Genomic DNA, 21,208 nt, shown 5'->3' on the forward strand with positions numbered 1-21,208 from the left:
CATGCCCCGAACGCTGCTGGTCACCAACGACTTTCCGCCCCGGCCCGGGGGGATCCAGTCCTATCTGCAAGCGTTCGCGGCCCAGGTGCCGCCGGACGACCTCGTCGTCTACGCTCCGCGATGGCGCGGGGACAGTCACGTGAAGTTCGACGCCCGGCAACCCTTCGAGGTCGTCCGCCACCCCACGACCCTGATGTTGCCGACCCCCGCCGTGGCGCGGCGGGCGGCCCAGCTCATGACCGACCGCGGCTGCGAGACCGTGTGGTTCGGCGCTGCGGCCCCGTTGGCCCTGCTCGCCCCCGGGTTGCGCCGCGCCGGCGCCCGCCGGATCGTGGCCAGCACCCACGGGCACGAGGTCGGGTGGTCGATGGTGCCCGCCGGACGGCAGGCGCTGCGCCGCATCGGCGACACCACCGACGCCGTCACCTACGTCAGCCGGTACACCCGCGGTCGATTCGCCTCGGCGTTCGGTCCCGGCGCCGGTCTCGAGCACCTGCCGTCCGGCGTGGACACCGAAGTGTTCCGGCCGGATCCCGCAGCTCGCGCGGAACTGCGCGCCCGGTACCGCCTCGGGGACCGCCCCACCGCGCTGTGCCTGTCCCGGCTCGTGCCGCGCAAGGGCCAGGACATGCTCATCCGTGCGCTGCCCGAGATCCGGCGCCGCGTCGACGGGGCGGTGCTCGTGATCGTCGGCGGGGGCCCGTACCACGATCGCCTCCGCAGACTGGCCCGCACCGTCGGGGTCGAGGACCACGTCGTGATCACCGGAGGAGTGCCGGCCGCCGAACTCGCCGCCCACCACACCATCGCGGACGTGTTCGCGATGCCGTGCCGTACGCGCGGCGCCGGCCTCGACGTCGAAGGTCTCGGAATCGTCTATCTCGAGGCCTCCGCCACCGGGGTGCCCGTGGTGGCGGGCCGCTCCGGCGGCGCGCCGGAGACCGTGCGGGAAGGAGAGACCGGTGTCGTCGTGGACGGCACCTCGGTCGCGGCGGTGGCAGCCGCCGTCGCCGACCTCCTCGCCGACCGCGACCGCGCGGCGGCGATGGGCGCAGCCGGCCGTGCCTGGGTGGGCGCCGAATGGCGGTGGGACGTACTCGGAGAGAAGCTGCGGCGGCTGCTGGCCTGACGTACCGGCCGTCCGGCCGCGGCCCGCGCAACCCCCTGGAAGAGCCGGGACCGGGCGTGTGTGAAGCTGTCCCCGTGAGCAGCATTCAGGTGGCCGATCAGGCCTTCATCGCCGCGGCGCCGAGCCGGATCGCGGCCGAGATCGCCGAGCCCCGCCGCTGGCGGTCGTGGTGGCCCGACCTGGACCTGACGGTCCGAGAGGACCGAGCCGAGAAGGGCATCCGGTGGTCGGTCGGCGGCGCGCTGACCGGCACGATGGAGGTCTGGCTCGAGCCGATGCTCGACGGCGCGATCGTGCACTACTTCCTGCACTGCGAACCGGCCGGGATGCCGCCGGAGAAGGCGGGGGAGTGGGACCTCGCCGCCATGAATCATCGGCGCCGCGTCGCCGGCAAGGTCATGACGTTCGACGTCAAGCGGCGGCTCGACGCCGGGCGCGCCGCCGGCGAACCTCCACAGGACCCCCACCCCTGATCGACGGACCGTATGTGCAGGCGACGAGCCCGCACCGGAACTACTACGGTGTGATAGACAGCGGTTTCCGCGTGTGCCGATCCGGTAGACGACGGGGACAGACGGAAAGGAAGCGTTCGTCGCATGGCCGAGAAGACCAAACGGTCGATCACCATCGATGCTCCGTCCGATCGGGTGATGGCCGTGATCGCCGATTTCGACGCGTACCCGACCTGGGTCTCGGCAGCGAAATCCGTGGAAGTGCTCGCCGTCGAGTCCGGAGGACGCGCCGAGCGGGTCCGGTTCGTGCTCGACGCAGGCGTGGTGCGCGACACGTACGAGCTGGTCTACCAGTGGGCTCCGGACGGCCGGTCGGTCAGCTGGGAACTCGTCGCGGGGGAGATCCAGAAGGCCCAGTTCGGTTCCTACATCCTCACCGAAGCGCCGGAGGGCGGCACCACCGTGTACTACGAGCTGACGGTGGACCTGACCATCCCGATGATCGGACTGTTCAAACGGAAAGCCGAGAAGGTGATCACCGACACCGCACTGAAGGAACTCAAGAAGCGGGTGGAAGGCTGAGCGGGCACGCCGGGCGGCCCGGTCCCGCCGCCGTGCGGTTGTTCGTCGGCAAGGGCGGCGCCGGGAAGACGACCCTCGCGGCGGCCACCGCCCTCGCGGCTGCTCGCTCCGGACTTCCCACCCTCGTCGTCTCGCTCGATCAGGCGCACTCGCTGACGGACGTCCTCACGGTCGATCCGGCGTCGGCGGGGTCCGTCGACGCCCGCATCGTGCCGGTCGCCGACGGTCTCGACGCCCTGGAAATCGATTCGCTCGCGCTGCTCGAGCAGCGCTTCGCGCTCCTGACCGCTCTCGCCGCCGCGGGCGGTGCCCACGGGCACGGTGACCGGTTCGGGATCCCCGCGGCCGAGGAACTCACCGGCCTGCCCGGCGCACAGGAGATCCTCGCCCTCGGCGAGGTGGCCCGCCTGGCCGACTCGGGACGCTGGGGTGAGGTGCTCGTCGATCTGCCCGCGTCCGCGGACGCCTTCCGCATGCTCGCCGCGCCGGCGACGGTCTCGGAGTACATCGAGCGGATCTGGCCCCGGCACAGCCGGATCGTCGCGGCGACCGGGGCCGACCCGCGCCTCGCCCTGGTCGTGGCACTCGTCGACCGCGTCGTCGAACACGTCACGACCGTGCAGGATCTGCTCGCCGACCACACGCGCACCCGAGTCGACCTCGTCGCCACCGCCGATCGGCTCGGCATCGCCGAAGCGCAACGTCTCCGGTCCTGGACGGCCCTGGCCGGGCTGCGGCTGGAACGCGTGATCCTCAACCGGATCGTCCCGGACCTGCCGGCAGACGAGTCCGGACCCGCCGCGGCCTGGCTCGCCGAGCAGCGCGAAGGACAGCGCCGGATCGTGGCCGAGCTCGCGGCGACCCTCGGCGACGTCACCGTGGTCGAGTGCGAACAGCGGTGTGCCGAACCGGTAGGGTTGGCCTCTCTGGCGGCGCTCGCGGAGTCGCTGTACCCGGACGGTGCAGCACCGCTCGCGCGGGAGGATGCCGGTCTCGGGCCGGTGCGGGTCCAGCGTGAATCGGGGACAGGGGTGGATGCGGTGTACACGATGCGGATGCATCTGCCGCTGGCAGATGCGGCATCGCTGACGCTCGGCCGGGTCGACGACGACCTGGTGATCGGTGCCGACGGCATGCGCCGCCGGGTGCGGCTCGCGTCCGGTCTGCGGCGCTGCACGGTCGCCGGCGCCGAGTTCGAGGGATCGGACCTGCTGGTGCGGTTCCGTCCCGATCCCGCGGTGTGGCCGCAATGAGCGCCGACCACGACGTCCTCGTCACCGAACTGCGGGCGCTGGCCGACGCCGTCCTCGACCGGCTCGAGCAGACGGTGCAGCGATTCGCCGAGCCGGAGTCGTCCCCCCGGCCGCCGGAGCCCGACGCGGCGTCCCGGCCGGTGTCGCCCGACGCGGCGACCGGGCACGCGACGGACGCGTCCGCCTCGGCGGCGAGTGCGTGCAGCTGGTGCCCGCTGTGCGCCGTGGCGGCCGCCGTCCGAGGTGAGCCGCACGAGCTCCTCACCCGGCTCGCGACCCAGATCGCGGCCCTGATCGCGCTGTTGCGGGACCTGCTCGCCCGGTACCTTCCGCCCCGAGGCCCCGCCCCCGACGCACCCGGTCCGCAGGACCCGCCCCCGGCCGGCCGCAACGGCACGTTCGTGCCGATCTCGGTCACGATCCGACGCTGATCGGACCCGCGCCGTGAGCACGGATCGACTCACGATCGGAATCGACGTGGGCGGCACCAGCATCCGCGCGGCCGTCGTCGACGGTACCGGCACCGTCGTCGACACCGTCCGGGCGCCGACCCCGCATTCGGGCCGTGCCCTCGACGACGCCCTCGACCGCACCGTCGCCCTCCTGGCGGGCCGCAACGAAGTCACCGCCGTCGGTCTCGCCGTCGCCGGGTTCCTCACCGCCGACCGTCGCGTCGTCCGCTACGCCCCGCATCTGCCGTGGGCGGACGTGCCCGTGGCGGAGCGGATGAGTGCTCGGATCGGCCTGCCGGTGGTTCTCGAGCACGACGCCAACGCGGCCGCGTGGGCCGAGTACCGGTTCGGTGCCGCTGCGGGTGTCGGGACGACGGTGCTGGTCGCCGTCGGCACCGGCATCGGCGCCGCCCTGCTGCTGGACGGTGTGCTGTTCCGGGGCGCGCACGGCATTGCTCCCGAACTCGGGCACCTACAGGTGGTTCCCGACGGACGGCCCTGCGCGTGCGGAAAGCGCGGCTGCTGGGAGCGGTACTGCAGTGGCACCGCGCTCGTGGACACCGCGATCGAGTTGCTCGCCGCAGGCCCGGATCGGGCCTCCCAGCTCACCCGCGACGTCGCGGCGGACCCCGGCGCGCTGACCGGACGACGGATCGCCGGAGCCGCGCAGGACGGCGACCCGCTCGCCGTCGCGGCGATGGCCGAGTTCGCCCGCTGGCTCGGACTCGGCCTGGCCATGGTCGCCGACGTCTTCGACCCGGAACTGGTCGTGGTCGCCGGCGGGGTGTCGGGATCGGCGTCCCTGTTCCTCGACGACGCCCGAGGGCACTACGCGGCGGCCCTGACCGGCCGGGGCCACCGGCCGCTCGCACGGGTCCGGGCCGCACACCTCGGCGACGCCGCCGGCCTGGTGGGCGCAGCCGACCTCGCCCGGCACCGGTCCGGACGAAACGGACCGAATGATTGAGATGCTCGTCACGTCCCCCCCGTGTGAGCCGGGACCGCGGCGTGCCACGGTGTGCACGGCAACACCCCGCCGTCGTAGAGTCGACCGGCAGGCACGGTCTGCCTGCGCGTTTCGAAGACGGGGAAGGACGCCATGTGGTATTGGCTTTTCAAGTACGTCCTGCTGGGGCCGCTGCTCTGGCTCATGGGGCGGCCGAAAATCGAAGGCGCGGAGAACATCCCGGCCGACGGCCCCGCGATCCTCGCCAGTAACCACAAAGCCGTCCTCGACTCCTTCTTCCTTCCCCTCGTCGTACGGCGCCGCATCACCTTCCTCGCCAAGAGCGAGTACTTCACCGGCACCGGGTTCAAAGGCCGGTTCCAACGCTGGTTCTTCTCCGCGGTCGGCCAGGTCCCGATCGACCGCACCGGCGCCGACGCGGCGCAGGACGCCCTCAACGCCGGTGTCCGCGTCCTCTCCCAGGGCAAGCTGCTCGGCATCTACCCGGAGGGCACCCGGTCGCCGGACGGGCGCCTCTACAAGGGCAAGACCGGCATCGCAAGGCTCGCCCTGCAGACCGGCGTCAAAGTGATTCCCGTGGCGATGATCGGCACCGACGAGATGAACCCCATCGGGTCGAAGATGTGGAAGCCGGCCAAGGTGACGGTGCGGATCGGCGAACCGATCGACTTCTCCCGCTTCGAGGGCATGAGCGGCAACCGATTCGTCGAGCGCACCGTCACCGACGAGGTGATGTACGCGCTGATGCGCCTGTCGGACCAGCAGTACGTCGACATCTACGCGGCCACCCTGAAGAACCGGCCCGCCGAGGAGGACGCGGCCGCCGCAGCAGCCGACGCGGACCGCCTGCCCGACACGCAGGCCGGCTGACGCCGGGCGCCGGCGGCACCAGCCCGGCCGGGGCCGGGCGCCGGCGACACCAGCCCGGCCGGGGCCGGGCATAATGTGCGCACGTGCGTTACTTCTACGACTGCGAGTTCATCGAGGATGGTCGCACCATCGAGCTCGTGTCGATCGGTGTCGCCTGCGAGGACGGGCGCGAATTCTATGCGGTGTCGACCGAGTTCGATCCCGAGCGGGCCGGGCCGTGGGTGCGCCGGAACGTGCTGCCGAAGCTGCCGCCCCCCGCGCACCCCGCCTGGAAGTCCCGGAGCCGCATCCGCGACGAACTGCTGTCCTTCCTGATCCCACGGCCCGGCATCCAGCCCGAACTGTGGGCCTGGCTCGGGGCCTACGATCACGTCGCGCTCGTCCAGCTCTGGGGCACGATGCCGGAACTACCCGACGCGCTGCCCAAGTTCACCCGCGAACTGCGCCAGCACTGGGAGCAGTACGGCAGGCCGCCGCTGCCGGCCGCACCCGACGACAATCACGACGCCCTCGCCGACGCGCGTCACAATCTCGCCAAGTTCGAGGCCATCGAGGCCGCGCGGCGGTACCGCTGAGGCCCCGCGCCGGGGTCGGCGCGGGGGGTGTGGCGTCGACCTACCCGGGGGTGCGTATCCGTCGTCACGCCGGGGCCATATCCTGATGGTGTGAACTGGACTGTCGATGTGCCGATCGACCGCTTGCCGACCCTTCCGCCGCTCCCTGCCGAGCTGCGCGAACGGCTGGACGCGGCCCTGGCCAAGCCCGCCCTGCAGCAGCCGAGCTGGCCCGAGGACCAGGCGTCGGCGATGCGCACCGTGCTCGAGAGCGTGCCGCCGATCACCGTGGCCCGCGAGGTCGAGGAGCTGCAGAACCACCTCGCCGCGGTCGCGCGCGGCGAAGCCTTCCTGCTCCAGGGCGGCGACTGCGCCGAGACCTTCGCCGACAACACCGAGCCGCACATCAAGGCCAACATCCGCACGCTGCTGCAGATGGCCGTCGTGCTGACCTATGGTGCGTCGCTGCCGGTCGTGAAGGTCGCGCGGATCGCCGGGCAGTACGCCAAACCGCGCTCCTCGGACATCGATGCGCTCGGGCTGCAGTCGTACCGGGGCGACATGATCAACTCCCTCGTCGCCGACGCCGCCGTGCGCGCACACGATCCGTCCCGGCTCATCCGCGCCTACGCCAACGCCAGCGCCGCGATGAACCTGGTCCGGGCCATCACCGCCGCCGGCGAGGCGGACCTGCACCGAGTCCACGATTGGAACCGGGAGTTCGTCGCCTCGTCCCCGGCCGGGGCGCGGTACGAGGCCCTCGCCTCCGAGATCGACCGCGGTCTGCGTTTCATGGACGCGTGCGGCGTCGTGGACCCCAATCTGAAGGCCGCCACCATCTACGCCAGCCACGAGGCGCTGGTCCTCGACTACGAGCGGGCAATGCTGCGGCTCGACAACACCGACGGGCACCCCCGGCTGTACGACCTGTCGGCGCACTTCCTGTGGATCGGTGACCGCACCCGTCAGCTCGACGGCGCCCACATCGCCTTCGCCGAGCTGCTGGCCAACCCGATCGGCCTGAAGATCGGTCCCAGCACCACGCCCGAGATGGCGGCGGAGTACGTCGAGCGGCTCGATCCCACCAACAAGCCGGGCCGGCTGACCCTCATTTCCCGGATGGGGCACGCGAAGGTGCGCGATCTGCTGCCCGCGATCATCGCGAAGGTGGAGGCGACCGGACACCAGGTCATCTGGCAGTGCGACCCGATGCACGGCAACACGCACGAGGCGTCCACGGGCTACAAGACGCGGCACTTCGACCGGATCGTCGACGAGGTGCAGGGCTTCTTCGAGGTGCACAATGCACTCGGCACGCACCCGGGCGGCATCCACATCGAACTCACCGGTGAGGACGTCACCGAATGCCTCGGCGGCGCGCAGGACATCTCCGACATCGACCTGCACGGACGCTACGAGACGGCGTGCGACCCCCGTCTGAACACCCAGCAGTCCCTCGAGCTGGCGTTCCTGGTCGCGGAGATGCTCCGCGGCTGACCGGGGCGCGGCGGCCGGGTCTCAGGGCAGGGCAGTGAGCGTCACCGTGCCGCCCGGCTCGACCCGGTCGCCCGCACCCGGGCTCTGACCGATCACCACCGACCGGTCGGAGCCTGCGAACTGCCGCACCTCGACGTCCAGACCGAGCCGGCCGAGTTCGTCGCGCGCCGCCGCGACCGTGCGACCCAGCAGTGAGGGCACCTTCACCGCATTCGACACCATCAGCGTGACGCTGCCGCCGGCGTTGACCCGGTTCCCGATCGCCGGGTCGGTGCCGACGACCCGTCCCGCATCGACGTCCGCATCGAACACCTCCCGCGTCTCGCGCACCGTGAGTCCCACCGTGTCCAGGGCCCGCCGGGCCTCGTCGACAGTGCGGCCCGCGACGTCGGGCACATCCACCGGCGGCGACCCCTTGCTGATGATCACCGCGACTTCCGCCCCCACCGGAAGGACCGTGCCCGGTGCCGGGTCGAGCGCAGCGACCCCGCCCTCCTCGACGGCCGTGCTGTAGGCGGAGCCACCGTCCACCGGAACGAAGGTCCGGTTGCGCAACTCCTGTTCCACGACGTCGCGGTCACCGTCACCGACGATCGTGGGCACGGTCGGCCGGCCCAGCGAGACGAGCAGCACGACATCGTCACCCCGGGCGACGCGGCTGCCGGCCTCCGGGTCGGTACCGAGCACGGTGTCGACGGAGGCGTCGTCGGAGTACTCCCCTCGTACCTCGGGGTTCACGTCTGCGGCCTGCAGGGCCGTGAGGGCGGTGTCCCGATCGACCCCGAGGACGCTCGGGACGGTGGTCATCCGCCCGGATCCGAGCCACCATCCGCCGAAACCGACGGCCAGCGCCAGGAGCAGGATCGCCAGCAGCCACAGCAGCGTCGTCCGCCGGTTCCGTCGGTGCTCGGCGGCGAAATCAGCAGGCTCGGCCCGGAGTCCCGACGTCTCGGCACGCGGGTGTTGCTGGGTGACGACCTTGGTGTGCTGCGGGCCGGCGGGGGAGACCTGGGCAGCGAGTCCCGGCGCCGTCGGCGGTGGCAGCGGTCGCGACGGCGGTGCCGCGGCGCGCACGGCCACCGTCGGCGGCGCGGGGTTCACCGCGGCCGTCACCGGTTCCGCGGCCGCCGAACGATGCTGCGCGGACCGCTGCGGAGCGGGCACCCGGTAGCGGGGCAACGCCAGGGCATCGCAGACCTCGCTCAGCGCGGCGGCCATCGCCCCCGCATCCGGGAACCGTTCACCGGGCTCCCGTTCGGTGGCGTGCCGGACGAGCTCGTCGAACTGCTCCGGGACGCCGTCGATGAGGGCACCGGGATCCGGGACGTCCCGATCGACCCGTTGGTAGGCCACCGAGAGCGACGTGTCGCCGGTGAACGGGGTGCGGCCGGTCAGCATCTCGAACAGCAGGATCCCGGTCGCGTACACGTCGCTGCGTGCGTCCGCGGTGCCCGTGGTCACCTGTTCCGGCGACAGATATGCGGCGGTACCCAGGATGACACTGCGCGACGTCGTCGTCGCCGCGGCGACCGCCCGCACCAGGCCGAAATCGGCGATCTTCACCTCCCCGGCATCGGAGATCAGCACATTCTCCGGTTTGACGTCACGGTGCACCAGGCCGGCGCGGTGCGCCACCGCGAGCGCTCCCAGCACCGGCGCCGCGACGGCCGCCGCCGCATGCGGCGGCATCGGACCCCGCTCGCGCAGCAGTTCGCGCAGCGTGCCGCCCTCGACCAGCTCCATCACCAGGAAGACGTGATCCCCGTCCTGCCCCTGGTCGTACACCGCGACCAGGCCCGGATGGGTCAACCGCGCCACCGAGCGCGCCTCGAACTCGAACCGAGCGAGGAACTGGGGATCGGCCGCGAACTGCGGATCCATGACCTTCACCGCCACCGGACGGTCGAGTCGCAGGTCCGTACCTCGGTACACGATGGACATGCCACCGCGGGCGATCGGTGCCTCGATGCGGTAGCGCCGTTCGAGCACCGCGCCGATCAGGCGGTCGCCTCCAGAGCTCACCCGGTGTACCCCCGTGTCCGTGCCGTCGTCTTGCTGCGTCAGGTGCGGCGCACGACGGGAATGCCGCCGGGTTCGCCTCTGTCGATCGTAGCCAGCGCACGAACCGCCCGGTGCCCGCCCGTAGCTCGCCGCGGTGACAGAGGCGCGGCTCGCCGCGGTGACAGGGGCGCGGCTCGCCGCGGTGACAGGGGCGCGGCTCGCCGCGGTGACACGGGCGCGGCTCGCCGCGGTGACACCTGCGCGGCCGTCGACGGCCCGCCGCCACGGACCCGATAACGTTGACCGTGTGAGTGCTATCCCTTACAGCGAAGACGTCCTCGACCGCTCCGTACCCGTGCTTCAGCTGGTCGACGTGGCGAAGCAGCTCGGTCTGGTGATCACCCGGGTCCACCAGCTGCTGCGCGACCGCCAACTCCTGGCGATCAAGCGGGACGGCGTGCTGGCGGTGCCCGCGGCATTCTTCGACGAGGACGGTCGGATACTCGCGGGCATCCCCGGTCTCATCGCGGTACTGCACGACGGAGGATTCCGGGACGACGAGATCCTGAACTGGATGTTCCGGGAGGACGACACGCTCACGGGCGGCTCCCCGGCCGCGGCGATGCACACCCACGCGAGGCGGGAGGTCATGCGCCGGGCGCAGGCACTCGGCTTCTGACTCCGGTTCCGGCTCCGGCCGCTCAGCGCAGGCGGACCAGCTGGGTCAGCGCAACCCGCGCACGGCGCCGGCCGGGGACCACGGCGCGCTCGTCGAGGACGCGGTAGCCGCTGCGCTCGACCTCGTCGAGGATTCCGCCGTAGAGCGCGAAGGCGGTGCGGATGCCGGGCCGGATCCGATCCGGCAGCAGCGCCAGACCCGGCTCGGCTCGCCGGTACTCCGCCCGCGTGAGCGCCACGAAATGGGCCAGTGCCCGGCGCACCCGCGGATCCGGGGTCCCGCCGGTGCGCCGGCCGTGCTCGAGCAGCGCGACATCGACCCCGAAAGCGGCCCACGTGTCGGCCGGCAGGTAGGTGCGCCCCCGGTCGAGGTCCTCGCCCACATCCCGGATGAAGTTCGTGAGCTGGAAGGCTTCTCCGAGCGCCGCTGCATAGGGTGCGGCCGCGTCGATGTCGGCGACCTCGAACACGGGCAGCAACTGCAGTCCGATGACCGCCGCCGAACCGTACATGTACTCCCGCAGCTGCGGCATGTCGTCGTAGCGCGCGCGGAACTCGGGGGTGCCGGGAATGTCCATCCGCATCGACCGGACGAACGCCTCGAAGTACTCCAGGGGCAGCTCGTAGCGCCGGATGGTCTCGGCCAGCGCCCCCACGACCAACCCGGTCGCATCCGCCGGCCCGGGGTCGCCCGCAAGTGCGGCGTGCAGCCGGCGCTCCGTTTCGGTCACCTGCCGGGCGGCGCCGGCCGGGTCGTCGACGGCGGTCACGTCGACGATGTCGTCGACGAGACGAGCGAACCCGTAGAGGGCGTGGACCGCCGACCGTCGTGGCCGGGGCAGGAGACGGGTGGCGAGATAGTACGTCCGGCCGTGCGTGGCCGCCAGCTCCTCGCAGTAGCGGAATCCTGCGTCGGTCTCGGACACGGTCACCTCGGATCGGGGTGGACGGCGGGGACGGGTGGTTCCCGTCGTGCGCGCAGCCGAAGCGGGTCGACGGTACGCAGCGACGCGGCGGCGATCACCGAGGCGACCACAGCCAGGAGCACATGGGCGATGTTGTACATGCCGATCGAGCCGTCGGGGTTGAAGATCAGCATCAGCCAGGTCGACAGGCCCACGAGCACCGCCAACGTGGTCGTCGACAGGGTGAAGCCCGCCGCCACCGCGAGCGGCCACGAGTAGTACCACGGCAGGGCGGCCGGCGAAAGCACCGTGATCGCGGTCAGCGTGATCACGATGCCGAGTACGGCATCGCGCTCGGTGCGCCGGAACCGCCACCACGTCACCACCATGATCACCAGCAACGCCACGGCGCAGAGCATCCGGGTGACGTCCAGGATCGACCCCAGCTGCCACGGCGTGAACCATGTGACGGCGTGCGCCATGATCGTCGGCAACGACAGCCAGTTGATGATCTTCGACGAGCCGGACAAGGCCGTCAGCCAGCCGATACCGACGCCCGCGAGCGCCGAAGCCGCCCCGAATACGGCCGCGAACACCAGCAGCCCCGCGCCCGCGGTCTTCCCGAACAGCACGATCGGCGACGCCGGTTCGCGGCCCTGCGCCCGCGCCCGGTCCCGTTCGTGCAGCATCCAGATCCACACCAGGAAGGGCAGCGCGATTCCCGCCGACGCCTTGACCGCGGCACCGACGGACACGAGTGCGATGCCGCCGACGTGCCGGCCCTCGAGCACGAGCACGATGCCGGCGATCATGAACCCGACCATCAGCATCTCGTTGTGCACACCGCCGATGAGGTGGATCAGGATCAGCGGGTTGAGCACCGCCAGCCACAGGGCGATGCGGGGGTTGCCGCCGAGCCGGCGCGCGAGCTTCGGCACGGCCCACGCGGTGAGCACCAGACCCGGCAGCATCGTCAGCCGCAGCAACCAGGTACCGGTGACGACGTCGTCACCGGTGAGCGACGTGATGCCCGCGCCGAGCAGCAGGTGCACCGGACCGTACGGGGTGGTGGTCGTCTTCCACACGTTGCTCACGTTGTCGAGCAGCACACCCGGGTTGACTACCGGGCCGTCGAGGTACGGGTCGAAGCCGTCGCGCAGCATCGCCCCCTGGGCGAGGTAGGAGTAGGCGTCGCGGCTGAACATCGGCGGGGCCATCAGCAACGGTGCCACCCACATGGGCAGCACCGTCCACAGCTCGCGCAGCGTCACGTGCCCGGAGAGGGTGCTGCGGCCCAGCCGCACCCAGGCCGCGATCATCAGCAGGACACCGGCCCAGATCAGGATCGTCGAGAGCAGCAGGCCGTGCCCGAACCGCAACCAGGACAGGTACAGCTCCTCGAGCAGCGGGTCCTGCCGCCGGACGCTTCCGGCCCCGAATCCGCCGAACGTGACGAAGGCGGCGCCGAGGGTGCCCAGCATGCCCGCATTGCCGGCCGGGCTCCGGAGGAAATCGCCGGGTCTGCTCCGTGCGGGCTTCGAGCCGGCAGGCTGTGCTTCCGGCGGGCGCTGTGCTTCCGGCGGGCGCTGTGCTTCCGGCGGACGTTGCGATTCCGGCGGGCGCTGCGGTCCCGACGGATGCTGTGGAGCAGCGTCGGAAGGGGCAGGGGACGACATGGTTGCGAGTTCCTCCCCCGGGAAGTCGTGGACGGTGCGGGGCCCGGGCGCGGCGCGGGCGGACAGGTGAACGAGGTGACAGTTTAGTTCAGCCGCAACCGTCCGCGGTCCACCACTCACCGCGCGGTGCGGACACCGAGCCGCTCGGCCGCGAGCCGGCCCGACAACACGACCGTCGGCACGCCCACCCCCGGCACGGTCCCGGAGCCCGCGAGCACGACGTTGGGATGGCGTGGATCCAGGTTCCGCCGCCGGAACGGTCCGGTCTGCCGGAAGACGTGCGCCCCGGAGAACGGGCTGCCCGCCAGCATGCCCCGGGCCTGCCAGGTGGCCGGGGTGTCGATGTGGTCGATGCGGAACTCGTCGGCGACGCCGTCGTATCCGCGCCGGCCGAGGACGGCGAGCAGTTCGGCGGCGTACGGGTCGGCCAGCGCGGACCAGTCGTACGGGGCGCTGTCCAGGTTGGGGCACGGCGCGAGCACCGACAGCGGCTCGTGCCGCACGCCGTCGCGGACGAAGCCCTGACCCGGGTCGCTCAACGCGGGCCGGGTGATCAGCAGCGAAGGGTCGCTCATGAGCCGGCCGCGGCCGCGTCCCGCGCTGATCTCGGCGAACGTCTCCTCCCACGACGCACCGAAGTCGATGGTGTGGTGGTGGGTCGCAGGCCAACGCGCGGCAACGGTGGACGGCACGCTCCCGTGCAGCACCACCGCCGACGGTGACGCGAGCACACGGCGCCGCCGGCGTGGCGGCAGCAGCCTGTCCACGACCGGCAGGTCCGGGCTCAGCACCACGGCGTCGCACGGCACGCGTTCCCCCGAGGCGGTGCGGACGGCGGTGGCCGTGCGGCCGTCGAAGTCCAGACCCGTGACCTCGGTGCCGAGGCGCAGTTCCCCGCCGGCAGTGACGATCGCGTCGGCCATCGCGCGGGCCAGCACCCGCATGCCACCCTCCACCGAGTACACGCCGAGGGACGTGTCCATGTGGGCGATGGCGCCGTACACCGCCAGCGCCCGGGCGGGTGCGACACCCGCGTACAACGCCTGGAAAGTGAACACGCGGCGCAACCGCGGGTCGGTGATCCGGCGGTTCACCTGGGCCCCCAACCGGCCGAACCCGCCCAGACGGAGCAGCGTCGCCAGGTCGCGCGCCGCCGCGGGGGAAGCGACCAGGTCGAGGGGGGAGTCGAAGTTCCCGGCCATGAACCGGTCGAACTCGGCGTCGAAGATCTCCGCGAGCCAGGAGCGCAGCCGAAGATAGCGCCGCGCCTCGTCGGCTCCGCACACCCGGGTGATCTCGGCGACCATCGCGTCCGGATCGGTGTGCACGTCCAGGGTCGTGCCGTCGGCGAACCGTGCGTGGTACGCCGGGGCGAGCCGACTCAGCCGTACCGCCGGGGTGACGGACTCGAAGTCGGCGCCGACGGCCGCCAACGCGTCCGCGATGAGTTCCGGCATGGTGAGCACGGTGGCGCCGTTGTCGATCTCGTAACCGGGTCCTGCGTGCACTCCCACCCGGCCGCCGACGGTCGTCTCGCGTTCGAGGACGGTCACCTTGCGCCCGGCGCCGAGCAGATACAGCGCGGTCGAGAGCCCGGCGAGCCCGGCCCCCACGACGACGACGCGCTCGGCGTCCTTCACGGTGCGCATCAGGCGGCCCGCCGCGTCGCGTCGAGCGCCGCCGCCCGCAGACGGGCCTTGCCCTCGTCCGTCGCGCTCGAGCCGTCCAGCGTCGCCAGCGCTGCGTCGGTGAGCGCGGCGATGCGCCGCTCCACCCGGTCCACGGCCCCGAGGTCGGTGATGACCATCCGCAATTTCTCGACGTCCGCGTCGGACAGGTCCGAGCCGATGCTCTCGCGCAGCAACCGGGCGGCCTCGGGGTCACGGGCGTCGGCGGATTCCAGGGCCAGCGCGTACAGCACGGTTCGTTTGCCCGACCGCAGGTCGTCGCCGGACGGTTTGCCGGTGACCTCCGGATCTCCGAACACGCCGAGGAGGTCGTCGCGGAGCTGGAAGGCGAGCCCGACGTCGGTGCCGAACTCCCGGTAGGCGGCGATCAGGGCGTCGTCGGCACCGGCGAGCGCGGCGCCGAGATGCAACGGCCGTTCGATCGTGTACGCGGCGGTCTTGAACCGGTTGACCCGCATCGCCGCGGGCACGGATTCGTCGGCCGACACCTCGCCTGCGATGTCGAGGAACTGCCCGCCGAGGACCTCGGTGCGCATCGCCGACCACACCGGTGCGATCCGCGCGGTCGTGGCCGAATCCAGTCCGGCTTCCCGAACCATGTCGTCGGCCCAGGCCAGAGCGAGGTCACCGAGGAGGATGGCCACGGCGGTGCCGAACTGCTCGGGCCGGCCCCGCCAGCCCGATGCGCGGTGCCGGTCGGCGAACTCGACGTGCACGGTCGGGAAGCCGCGGCGGGTGGTGGATTCATCGATGATGTCGTCGTGCACCAGAGCGCAGGCCTGGATCAGTTCGAGTGCCGAACAGGCTCGCAGCACCGCGGGCGCGTCGAGACCGGAGGGGTCACCGCCGGCGCCGATCCAGCCGTTCCACGCGAACGCCGGACGCACCCGCTTGCCGCCGCGAAGCACGAAGGATTCGAGTGCCGTGACGGCCTCGGGGTAGCCGCCGCCGATCGGTTCGACGAGTTCGATCCGCGAGACGAAGAAGTCGCGCAGGGCGCCCTCCACGAGATCGGGAAACAAGGCGGCGGGCACGGGTTCGGATCCGGTGAACAGGGCGTCCTCCTGGTCGTGTGTGGACGGGCCCGTCGGGCGACGGCGGGTGCGGCCCGATCGCGCAACGAAACGCGCCGAGTGCACCCGCGCCCACCCTATCCGGCGGCCGGGGGCCTCGCCCCCGTTCGGCCCGCTCCGACGTGCCCCTATGCTGGTCGGGTGACATTCGATTCCGACAGCGGGCCGGTCGGCGGTGGAGAATCCCGTACGCCGTCGGTGGTGGACCGTCTCCGTGCGCCCCGCGGCGCGCGAATCCCGTTCTCGGTGGAGTTCTCCCCGCCGCGCGACGCCGACGCCGAGGCGCGCCTGTGGCGTGCCGTGCGCGAGTTCGAACGCCTCGGCCCGGCCTTCGTGTCGATGACGTACGGAGCCGGTGGTTCCACCCGGGACCGCACCGTGCGGGTCACCGGTGAGCTGGCGGAGGAAACCACGCTCCTGCCGGTGGCGCATCTGACCGCCGTCGGGCACAGCGTCGACGAACTTCGTGCCATGGTCGGTGCCTACGCCGATCGTGGCATCACCAACATCCTGGCGTTGCGAGGTGACCCGCCGGGAAATCCGCTGGGCGAATGGACCCGGCACCCGCAGGGGCTCGAGTACGCGGAGGAACTCGTCCGATTGGTCCGCGACCTCGGTGACTTTCACGTCGGAGTGGCGTCGTTCCCCGAGGCGCACCACCGCTCCCCGGACCTCGAGCACGACACGCGGTATCTCGTCCACAAGCTGCGCGCGGGCGCCGAGTACTCGATCACCCAGATGTTCTTCGACGTCGAGGACTACCTGCGGCTGCGGGACCGAGTCGTGGCCTACGACCCGGAACAGGGAGCCAAGCCGATCATCCCGGAGATCATGCCGATCACGTCGTTGCGCACGGCGCGGCGCAGCCTGGAGCTGTCCGGGTCGAAGCTGCCGGCCACCCTCGAGGAGCGCCTCGTCCGGGCCGCCGGGAACGGCCCGGAGGAGGACCGTGCCGCCGTGCGCGAAGTGGGCATCGACGTCGCCACCGAGATGGCGGAGCGACTCATCGCCGAGGGCGCGCCCTGCCTGCACTTCATCACCCTGAACTTCGCGCGGGCTACCCGCGAGGTGCTCGCCCGCCTCGGCATCGCGGTGCCCACGGCGGTCTGACCCGGGCGCTCTGGGCGGGGCGCTCAGGCCGGACGACTCAGGACAGACGACTCAGGGCAGGGGCCGGTCCTTCCAGCCGAGCCGGCCGGTGCGCCGCGCGCGGAGCGAGTCGATCGTCAGCGCCGCGAACCCGCCCACCGCGAAGGGGTGGGTGCAGGCGGCCGCCAGATCGGACGGGTCGAGGCCGCCGCGTTCGGTCGCGCGGGCCACGGTCCGGGAAACGACCGCCGCGGCGGTGCCCACGACCCCCCAGCGCCGGGCCGGGCCGCGGCCGAGCACCGCTGCCACGGGCGGCAGCACGTAGGTCACCGCGGCAGCGACGAGCACCGCCCCAGATCCGGCGGGGGAACCGAACGCCGACCACAGCCAGCGCGTGTACCCGGCCCGCAAGGGCGCAGCGCCCTCGTACATCCGGCAGGACACGACGTTGCCGGCCGCGGCCACCATCGTGCGCCGCCCGGCCCGGCGCAGGGCCCGGGCGAGGTCGAGGTCCTCGGTGGGACTGGACGCCACCGCGACGTGCCCGCCGACCGCGGCGTACGCCTGTGCGTCGAACACGAGGAACTGTCCGCACGAGACCGCGGTGGACGGCCGGTTCGAGCGGTGGGACACCGCGATCGGCAGCGTCGCGAACCAGGACCAGAACAGCAGCGGCTGCACGAGCTGCTCGGCGGTGGAGCCGGCCTGCTGGAAGGGCCACGGGGTGAGCAGGTCGGCCCCGCGGTCCCTCAGCACAGTCACCGCGGACGCCACCGCGTCCGGGGCCAACCGCACGTCCGCGTCGACGAAGGCGACCACGCCGGACGGATCGGTGGCGGTGTAGGCACGTGCGCATGCCGCGGCCTTGCCCGTCCACCCGGGTGGTGGCGACGCGGTCGAACGCATCACCGTGACGTGGGGATCCTCCCCGGCTGCCAGCCGGGCCGCCTCGGCCGTGCCGTCGACCGAGTCGTCGTCGAAGATCACCACCCGCAGTCGGCGCAGACCGCGCTGGGCGCGCAGATCCGCGACGAGACGAGGTAGGCGACGGGCTTCGTTGCGGGCGGGGACGATCACCGTCACCGGTTCGTCGACGACATCGCCGGGGGCGAGCCGGGGCAGGGTGAGGCGATTGGCGACGGCGACGGCGGCTCCCAGGGTCGCGGCGACGGCCCCGGCGCGGACGACGCCGACCAGCGCCCGCATCGCCTACGACGCCGTCGCGTCGTCGCGGCTGCGTCGCGCGGGCGCGGGGTTGCGGTTCATCCAGGCGAGTACTCCGATGATCGCCGCGACACCGATCGTGACGCCGGCGACGATGCCCGCCCAGCCGGCGAACCCCCTGGTGTTCGGATCGGCGTAGCGGACCTCGGCGCGCAACGTACTCACCTCACCGGCCGGCAGCTTCCACGTGACGATCGAGTCGGATTCACGGTTGCCGTTGGTCGTCGCGACCCGGGCCGGGAACGCGATCGTGATCTGCACGTCGGTGCCCTGGACCGGCACCGACTCGAGGTCGACCTTGCCGTTGACGCTCACCAGGTCACCGGCGCGCTGCAGCGCGAGCTGGAAGGTGCCCGAGGTCTGGTCCGACATCGACCCCAGCTGTTGCACGTCCCCGAAGCTCAGATCACTGAAGAACACCTGGCTACCGACGTACCCGTCCTGGTCGTACTCCTGCACGCGGACCTTGCCGGCGAGAGAGCCGGGAGCCGTCAGTTGCGGTCCCTTGTCGTTCTCGTCGGCGGGGATCGTCGCGGCCACGATCTGCCCGGAGACACGGTCGTCGGCCGAGACCCCCATCGTCGCCTGCACCCGCAGGCAGCCGGCGAGGGCGGGGACGAGCAGGAGCAGGAGCGCCGCCGCCGCGAGGGACCGTCGGCGGGAGCGGGGCGAGGTGGGCGGCTGCACAGCGACATCGTGCCAGGAGCGGGGTGACGTGTCAGACGCGAGCCCCGGTCCCGGCGCGTCGCCGCAGGGACCACAGCAGCGGGATGCCGAGCACGCTCATGACCGCCGACCCGTAGAGAGCCGAGTACTTCAGCTCCGGCGCGCCCAGGAAGACGCTGTGGGCGAGCGCCGACCCGAGCCACGTCCACACGAACAGCACCAGGGGGACGGTGTCGGTGCCCGGCTGTACCGGTCCGGTCCGGTCGAGCAGGTCCAATCCCACGGCCATCAGCGTGGCGACGACGATCCAGCCGAGGTAGTTGGTGAGCGGGATCTGCTCGAGACCGGGCAGACCGCCGCCGTTGCACCAGCTCCATTGGCCGTCGGAGACCATCTGCGGGTCGAGGTACAGGTCCCAGCCGACCATGCCCACCGTGGTGAGCGCGATGCGAGTCACCCGCTCGCGGTTCCCGTCCGGCCGCGAGATCCCGCTGCGCGCGGCGAGCAGCGACGCCACGTACCAGACCGGGTACATCCCCGCGGTCCAGGCGAGCGGCACCACGAGAGGCACGTCGAACAGCGGGGGACCGAGCCGGTCGGCGGCGTACGCATAGCAACCGTACGGGTACCCGGTCGCCGTGCCCACCACCTCGGATGCGAACCCGATCCCTGCCGTGATCGCGAAGAACCCGGCGGTCCAGACCGCGCCGCGTCGCGCAGCCGCGTGCGCGAGCCCGGCGGCCGCCAGAAGGGTGACCACGGCGACGGTGACGAGATCGCGGGCCTGGCCGGAGGTCAGCGGGTACGCGATCTGCGCGGCGATCGCACAACCGGCGAGAACGACGGGCAGCCGATTCATCGACGCCACCGCCCCAGCGCGCGGCGCACAGGGCCACCCGCGGAATCGGCGAGCGCCAGTTGCGCGGCGGCGCGCCCGCTCGCGCCGGAGACCCCGCCCCCGGGATGGGTGGACGCGCCGGTCAGATAGACACCGTCGGCGCCCGGGACCCGGTGCCCGGACAGCTCCGGCAGCGGCCGCCACATGAACATCTGGTCCAGCGACATCTCCACATGCATGACATTGCCGCCGATCAGACCCAGTTCGCGTTCGATCTCGTGCGGGGTCTGGATGTGCCGGTGCCGGACGGAGCCGGCGAAGCCGGGCGCGAACCGCTCCATCTCGGCGACGATCCGGTCCGTCTCCGGCTCGGCCAGCGCGGACCACTGCCGGTCGCCGGAGAGCCGGTACGGGTGCCACTGCGACCACAGGGTCACCTGGTGTTCGCCGGGCGGGGCGATCGACGGATCGAGCGCCGTGAAACTCATGGCCAGCACGGCCGGCCGCGGCGGCAGTTCCCCCGCCAGGGCGGCGCCGTGCGCGAGCCGGAGCCGGGCCCGGTCCTCGACGAGCAGTTGCAGGCCGCGCACGGCCTCGGCGGCATCGGCGGGCCCGCTCGGATACCGGGGCAGCGCGTCGGTCGCCAGGCGTACCACCATGCCGATGCCCGGGCCGACGCGGATCCGGCGCCGCCACGCGTCGAGGCGGGCGCGGTCGAATCCGCCGCGTTCGAGCAGATCGAACGTGGTCAGCACGTGACAGCCGGCGATCACGGTGCGTGCGGTGACGACACGTCCGGAGTCGGTGCGCACCGCCCAGCCGTCCCCGGCGCGGCGGATCTCGGTGACGGCGTCGCCGAGGGTGACGGCCCCACCGTCGGACCCGAGGCGGGCGGCCAGGGCCCGGGTCAGCGCGCCGCTCCCGCCGACCGCCCGGCCGGGCGGCAGAGTGTGCATCAATGCCGCGAAGCCGACCATGGGCGCAGTGCCGGGCTCGGACATCGGGGGACCGGACTGGGCACCGAACCAGGCGAGGGCGGCCTTGAGCGGCTCGTCGTCGAAGTACTCGTCGAGGAGGGCGTCGCCGGTGCCGAGGAACTGGCGGGAGAGGTCACTGCCGCCGCTGCCGGTGTCCAGACCCCAGAAGGACGAGAGCAGGTGCCGGCCGGTCGGTGGCACCGAGAACGAGCGCATCACCCGGGCGCTGCGCGGACCCCACACCGTCACGAAGCGGCGGTAGGCGTCGGCCTCGCGTGGACCGCACGCCGCCTCGACGGATCGGCAGGTGCGGTCGAGATCGCGATGGAAGACGATCCCCGGGCGGTCGCTGCCCGCCGGGGCCGGGGCGAACGCCCACGGGTCGCAGTCGACATAGCGCAGGCCGTGCGCGGCCAGATCGAGTTCCTCGACGATGCCGGTGTGCCGGATCATGACGTGGGCCGACGAGCCGCGGTCGACCGCGTGGCCCGGGAAGCGTTCCACGGTCGACACGGCGCCACCGAGCACGGTGTCCCGCTCGAGCACCTCCACGGACCGGCCCGCGCGGGCCAGGTAGCACGCGCTCACCAGGGCGTTGTGCCCGGAACCCACTACGACGGCATCGATCACCCCGTCC

At 72.2% G+C, this 21,208-nt stretch carries 20 protein-coding genes; 11 read left to right on the forward strand and 9 right to left on the reverse strand.

Features of this window, described 5'->3' with window-relative positions; translation table 11 throughout:
- The first annotated feature begins 1 nt into the window (after position 1).
- From QYS60_RS04320 to QYS60_RS04360, 9 genes are all read left to right on the forward strand, one after another.
- A complete protein-coding gene (locus QYS60_RS04320) occupies positions 2-1,129 on the forward strand; it encodes a glycosyltransferase family 4 protein (protein WP_371382521.1) in 1,128 nt (375 codons plus the stop codon).
- A gap of 74 nt (positions 1,130-1,203) precedes the next feature.
- Positions 1,204-1,602, forward strand: a complete 399-nt coding sequence (locus QYS60_RS04325; protein ID WP_054373700.1) for a hypothetical protein — start codon at positions 1,204-1,206, stop codon at positions 1,600-1,602.
- Between the two features lie 123 nt (positions 1,603-1,725).
- Positions 1,726-2,163: an SRPBCC family protein gene (locus tag QYS60_RS04330; RefSeq protein WP_003934131.1), complete on the forward strand. Its 438-nt coding sequence runs from the start codon at positions 1,726-1,728 to the stop codon at positions 2,161-2,163.
- 32 nt (positions 2,164-2,195) lie between these two features.
- Positions 2,196-3,416 carry an ArsA family ATPase gene (locus QYS60_RS04335; RefSeq protein WP_371382522.1) on the forward strand — a complete coding sequence of 407 codons (1,221 nt, stop codon included), beginning with the start codon at positions 2,196-2,198 and terminating at the stop codon, positions 3,414-3,416.
- Entirely contained in the window at positions 3,413-3,847 is a 435-nt protein-coding gene (locus tag QYS60_RS04340) for a hypothetical protein (RefSeq protein ID WP_371382523.1), read from the forward strand. Before QYS60_RS04335 ends, QYS60_RS04340 begins: the two co-directional genes overlap by 4 nt.
- 13 nt (positions 3,848-3,860) lie before the next feature.
- Positions 3,861-4,835 (forward strand): ROK family protein, encoded by a 975-nt coding sequence (locus QYS60_RS04345; RefSeq protein ID WP_003934134.1) that lies wholly within the window; start codon positions 3,861-3,863, stop codon positions 4,833-4,835.
- Positions 4,836-4,967: 132 nt separating this feature from the next.
- Positions 4,968-5,705, forward strand: a complete 738-nt coding sequence (locus tag QYS60_RS04350) for a 1-acyl-sn-glycerol-3-phosphate acyltransferase (protein ID WP_003934135.1) — start codon at positions 4,968-4,970, stop codon at positions 5,703-5,705.
- 83 nt (positions 5,706-5,788) lie between these two features.
- The gene (locus QYS60_RS04355) at positions 5,789-6,280 is read left to right on the forward strand and encodes a polyadenylate-specific 3'-exoribonuclease AS (RefSeq protein ID WP_003934136.1); all 492 of its coding nucleotides are present in this window, start codon (positions 5,789-5,791) and stop codon (positions 6,278-6,280) included.
- A 90-nt stretch (positions 6,281-6,370) separates the two neighbouring features.
- Positions 6,371-7,756: a class II 3-deoxy-7-phosphoheptulonate synthase gene (locus QYS60_RS04360; RefSeq protein ID WP_003934137.1), complete on the forward strand. Its 1,386-nt coding sequence runs from the start codon at positions 6,371-6,373 to the stop codon at positions 7,754-7,756.
- Positions 7,757-7,777: 21 nt separating this feature from the next.
- Here the strand turns inward: QYS60_RS04360 and pknB are convergent, their stop codons facing one another.
- A complete protein-coding gene (gene pknB / locus QYS60_RS04365) occupies positions 7,778-9,778 on the reverse strand; it encodes a Stk1 family PASTA domain-containing Ser/Thr kinase (protein ID WP_289381059.1) in 2,001 nt (666 codons plus the stop codon).
- 286 nt (positions 9,779-10,064) lie between these two features.
- Here pknB and QYS60_RS04370 point away from each other — a divergent pair, with 286 nt between their 5' ends.
- A complete protein-coding gene (locus tag QYS60_RS04370; RefSeq protein WP_371382524.1) occupies positions 10,065-10,436 on the forward strand; it encodes an Rv2175c family DNA-binding protein in 372 nt (123 codons plus the stop codon).
- A gap of 22 nt (positions 10,437-10,458) precedes the next feature.
- On the opposite strand, the gene QYS60_RS04375 is transcribed toward QYS60_RS04370, so the two are convergent.
- The 4 genes from QYS60_RS04375 to QYS60_RS04390 all read right to left on the reverse strand — a co-directional run bounded on the left by QYS60_RS04375 (position 10,459) and on the right by QYS60_RS04390 (position 15,711).
- A complete protein-coding gene (locus QYS60_RS04375) occupies positions 10,459-11,367 on the reverse strand; it encodes a phytoene/squalene synthase family protein (RefSeq protein ID WP_371382525.1) in 909 nt (302 codons plus the stop codon).
- Positions 11,364-13,016 (reverse strand): alpha-(1->6)-mannopyranosyltransferase A, encoded by a 1,653-nt coding sequence (locus QYS60_RS04380; protein ID WP_371382526.1) that lies wholly within the window; start codon positions 13,014-13,016, stop codon positions 11,364-11,366. The genes QYS60_RS04375 and QYS60_RS04380 overlap by 4 nt, the downstream gene beginning before the upstream one ends.
- A 116-nt stretch (positions 13,017-13,132) precedes the next feature.
- Positions 13,133-14,665 (reverse strand): phytoene desaturase family protein, encoded by a 1,533-nt coding sequence (gene crtI / locus QYS60_RS04385; protein WP_003934142.1) that lies wholly within the window; start codon positions 14,663-14,665, stop codon positions 13,133-13,135.
- A complete protein-coding gene (locus tag QYS60_RS04390; RefSeq protein WP_371382568.1) occupies positions 14,665-15,711 on the reverse strand; it encodes a polyprenyl synthetase family protein in 1,047 nt (348 codons plus the stop codon). The genes crtI and QYS60_RS04390 overlap by 1 nt, the downstream gene beginning before the upstream one ends.
- 207 nt (positions 15,712-15,918) lie before the next feature.
- Here QYS60_RS04390 and metF point away from each other — a divergent pair, with 207 nt between their 5' ends.
- Positions 15,919-16,887 (forward strand): methylenetetrahydrofolate reductase [NAD(P)H], encoded by a 969-nt coding sequence (gene metF / locus QYS60_RS04395; RefSeq protein ID WP_193788786.1) that lies wholly within the window; start codon positions 15,919-15,921, stop codon positions 16,885-16,887.
- A 51-nt stretch (positions 16,888-16,938) separates the two neighbouring features.
- Here metF and QYS60_RS04400 read toward each other — a convergent pair whose 3' ends face one another.
- From QYS60_RS04400 to QYS60_RS04415, 4 genes are read right to left on the reverse strand one after another with little or no spacing between them, the layout of a single operon-like run.
- Positions 16,939-18,072 carry a glycosyltransferase family 2 protein gene (locus QYS60_RS04400; protein WP_371382527.1) on the reverse strand — a complete coding sequence of 378 codons (1,134 nt, stop codon included), beginning with the start codon at positions 18,070-18,072 and terminating at the stop codon, positions 16,939-16,941.
- Between the two features lie 3 nt (positions 18,073-18,075).
- Positions 18,076-18,777 (reverse strand): hypothetical protein, encoded by a 702-nt coding sequence (locus QYS60_RS04405; protein ID WP_003934146.1) that lies wholly within the window; start codon positions 18,775-18,777, stop codon positions 18,076-18,078.
- A gap of 31 nt (positions 18,778-18,808) precedes the next feature.
- Complete coding sequence (locus tag QYS60_RS04410; protein WP_371382528.1) at positions 18,809-19,615, reverse strand: carotenoid biosynthesis protein; 807 nt, start codon at positions 19,613-19,615, stop codon at positions 18,809-18,811.
- Positions 19,612-21,201, reverse strand: a complete 1,590-nt coding sequence (locus tag QYS60_RS04415) for an NAD(P)/FAD-dependent oxidoreductase (RefSeq protein ID WP_289381066.1) — start codon at positions 21,199-21,201, stop codon at positions 19,612-19,614. The genes QYS60_RS04410 and QYS60_RS04415 overlap by 4 nt, the downstream gene beginning before the upstream one ends.
- Positions 21,202-21,208 lie beyond the last annotated feature (7 nt).

Source organism: Rhodococcus sp. GXMU-t2271 (genome assembly GCF_041414735.1).
GTDB classification, from domain to species: domain Bacteria; phylum Actinomycetota; class Actinomycetes; order Mycobacteriales; family Mycobacteriaceae; genus Rhodococcus; species Rhodococcus indonesiensis.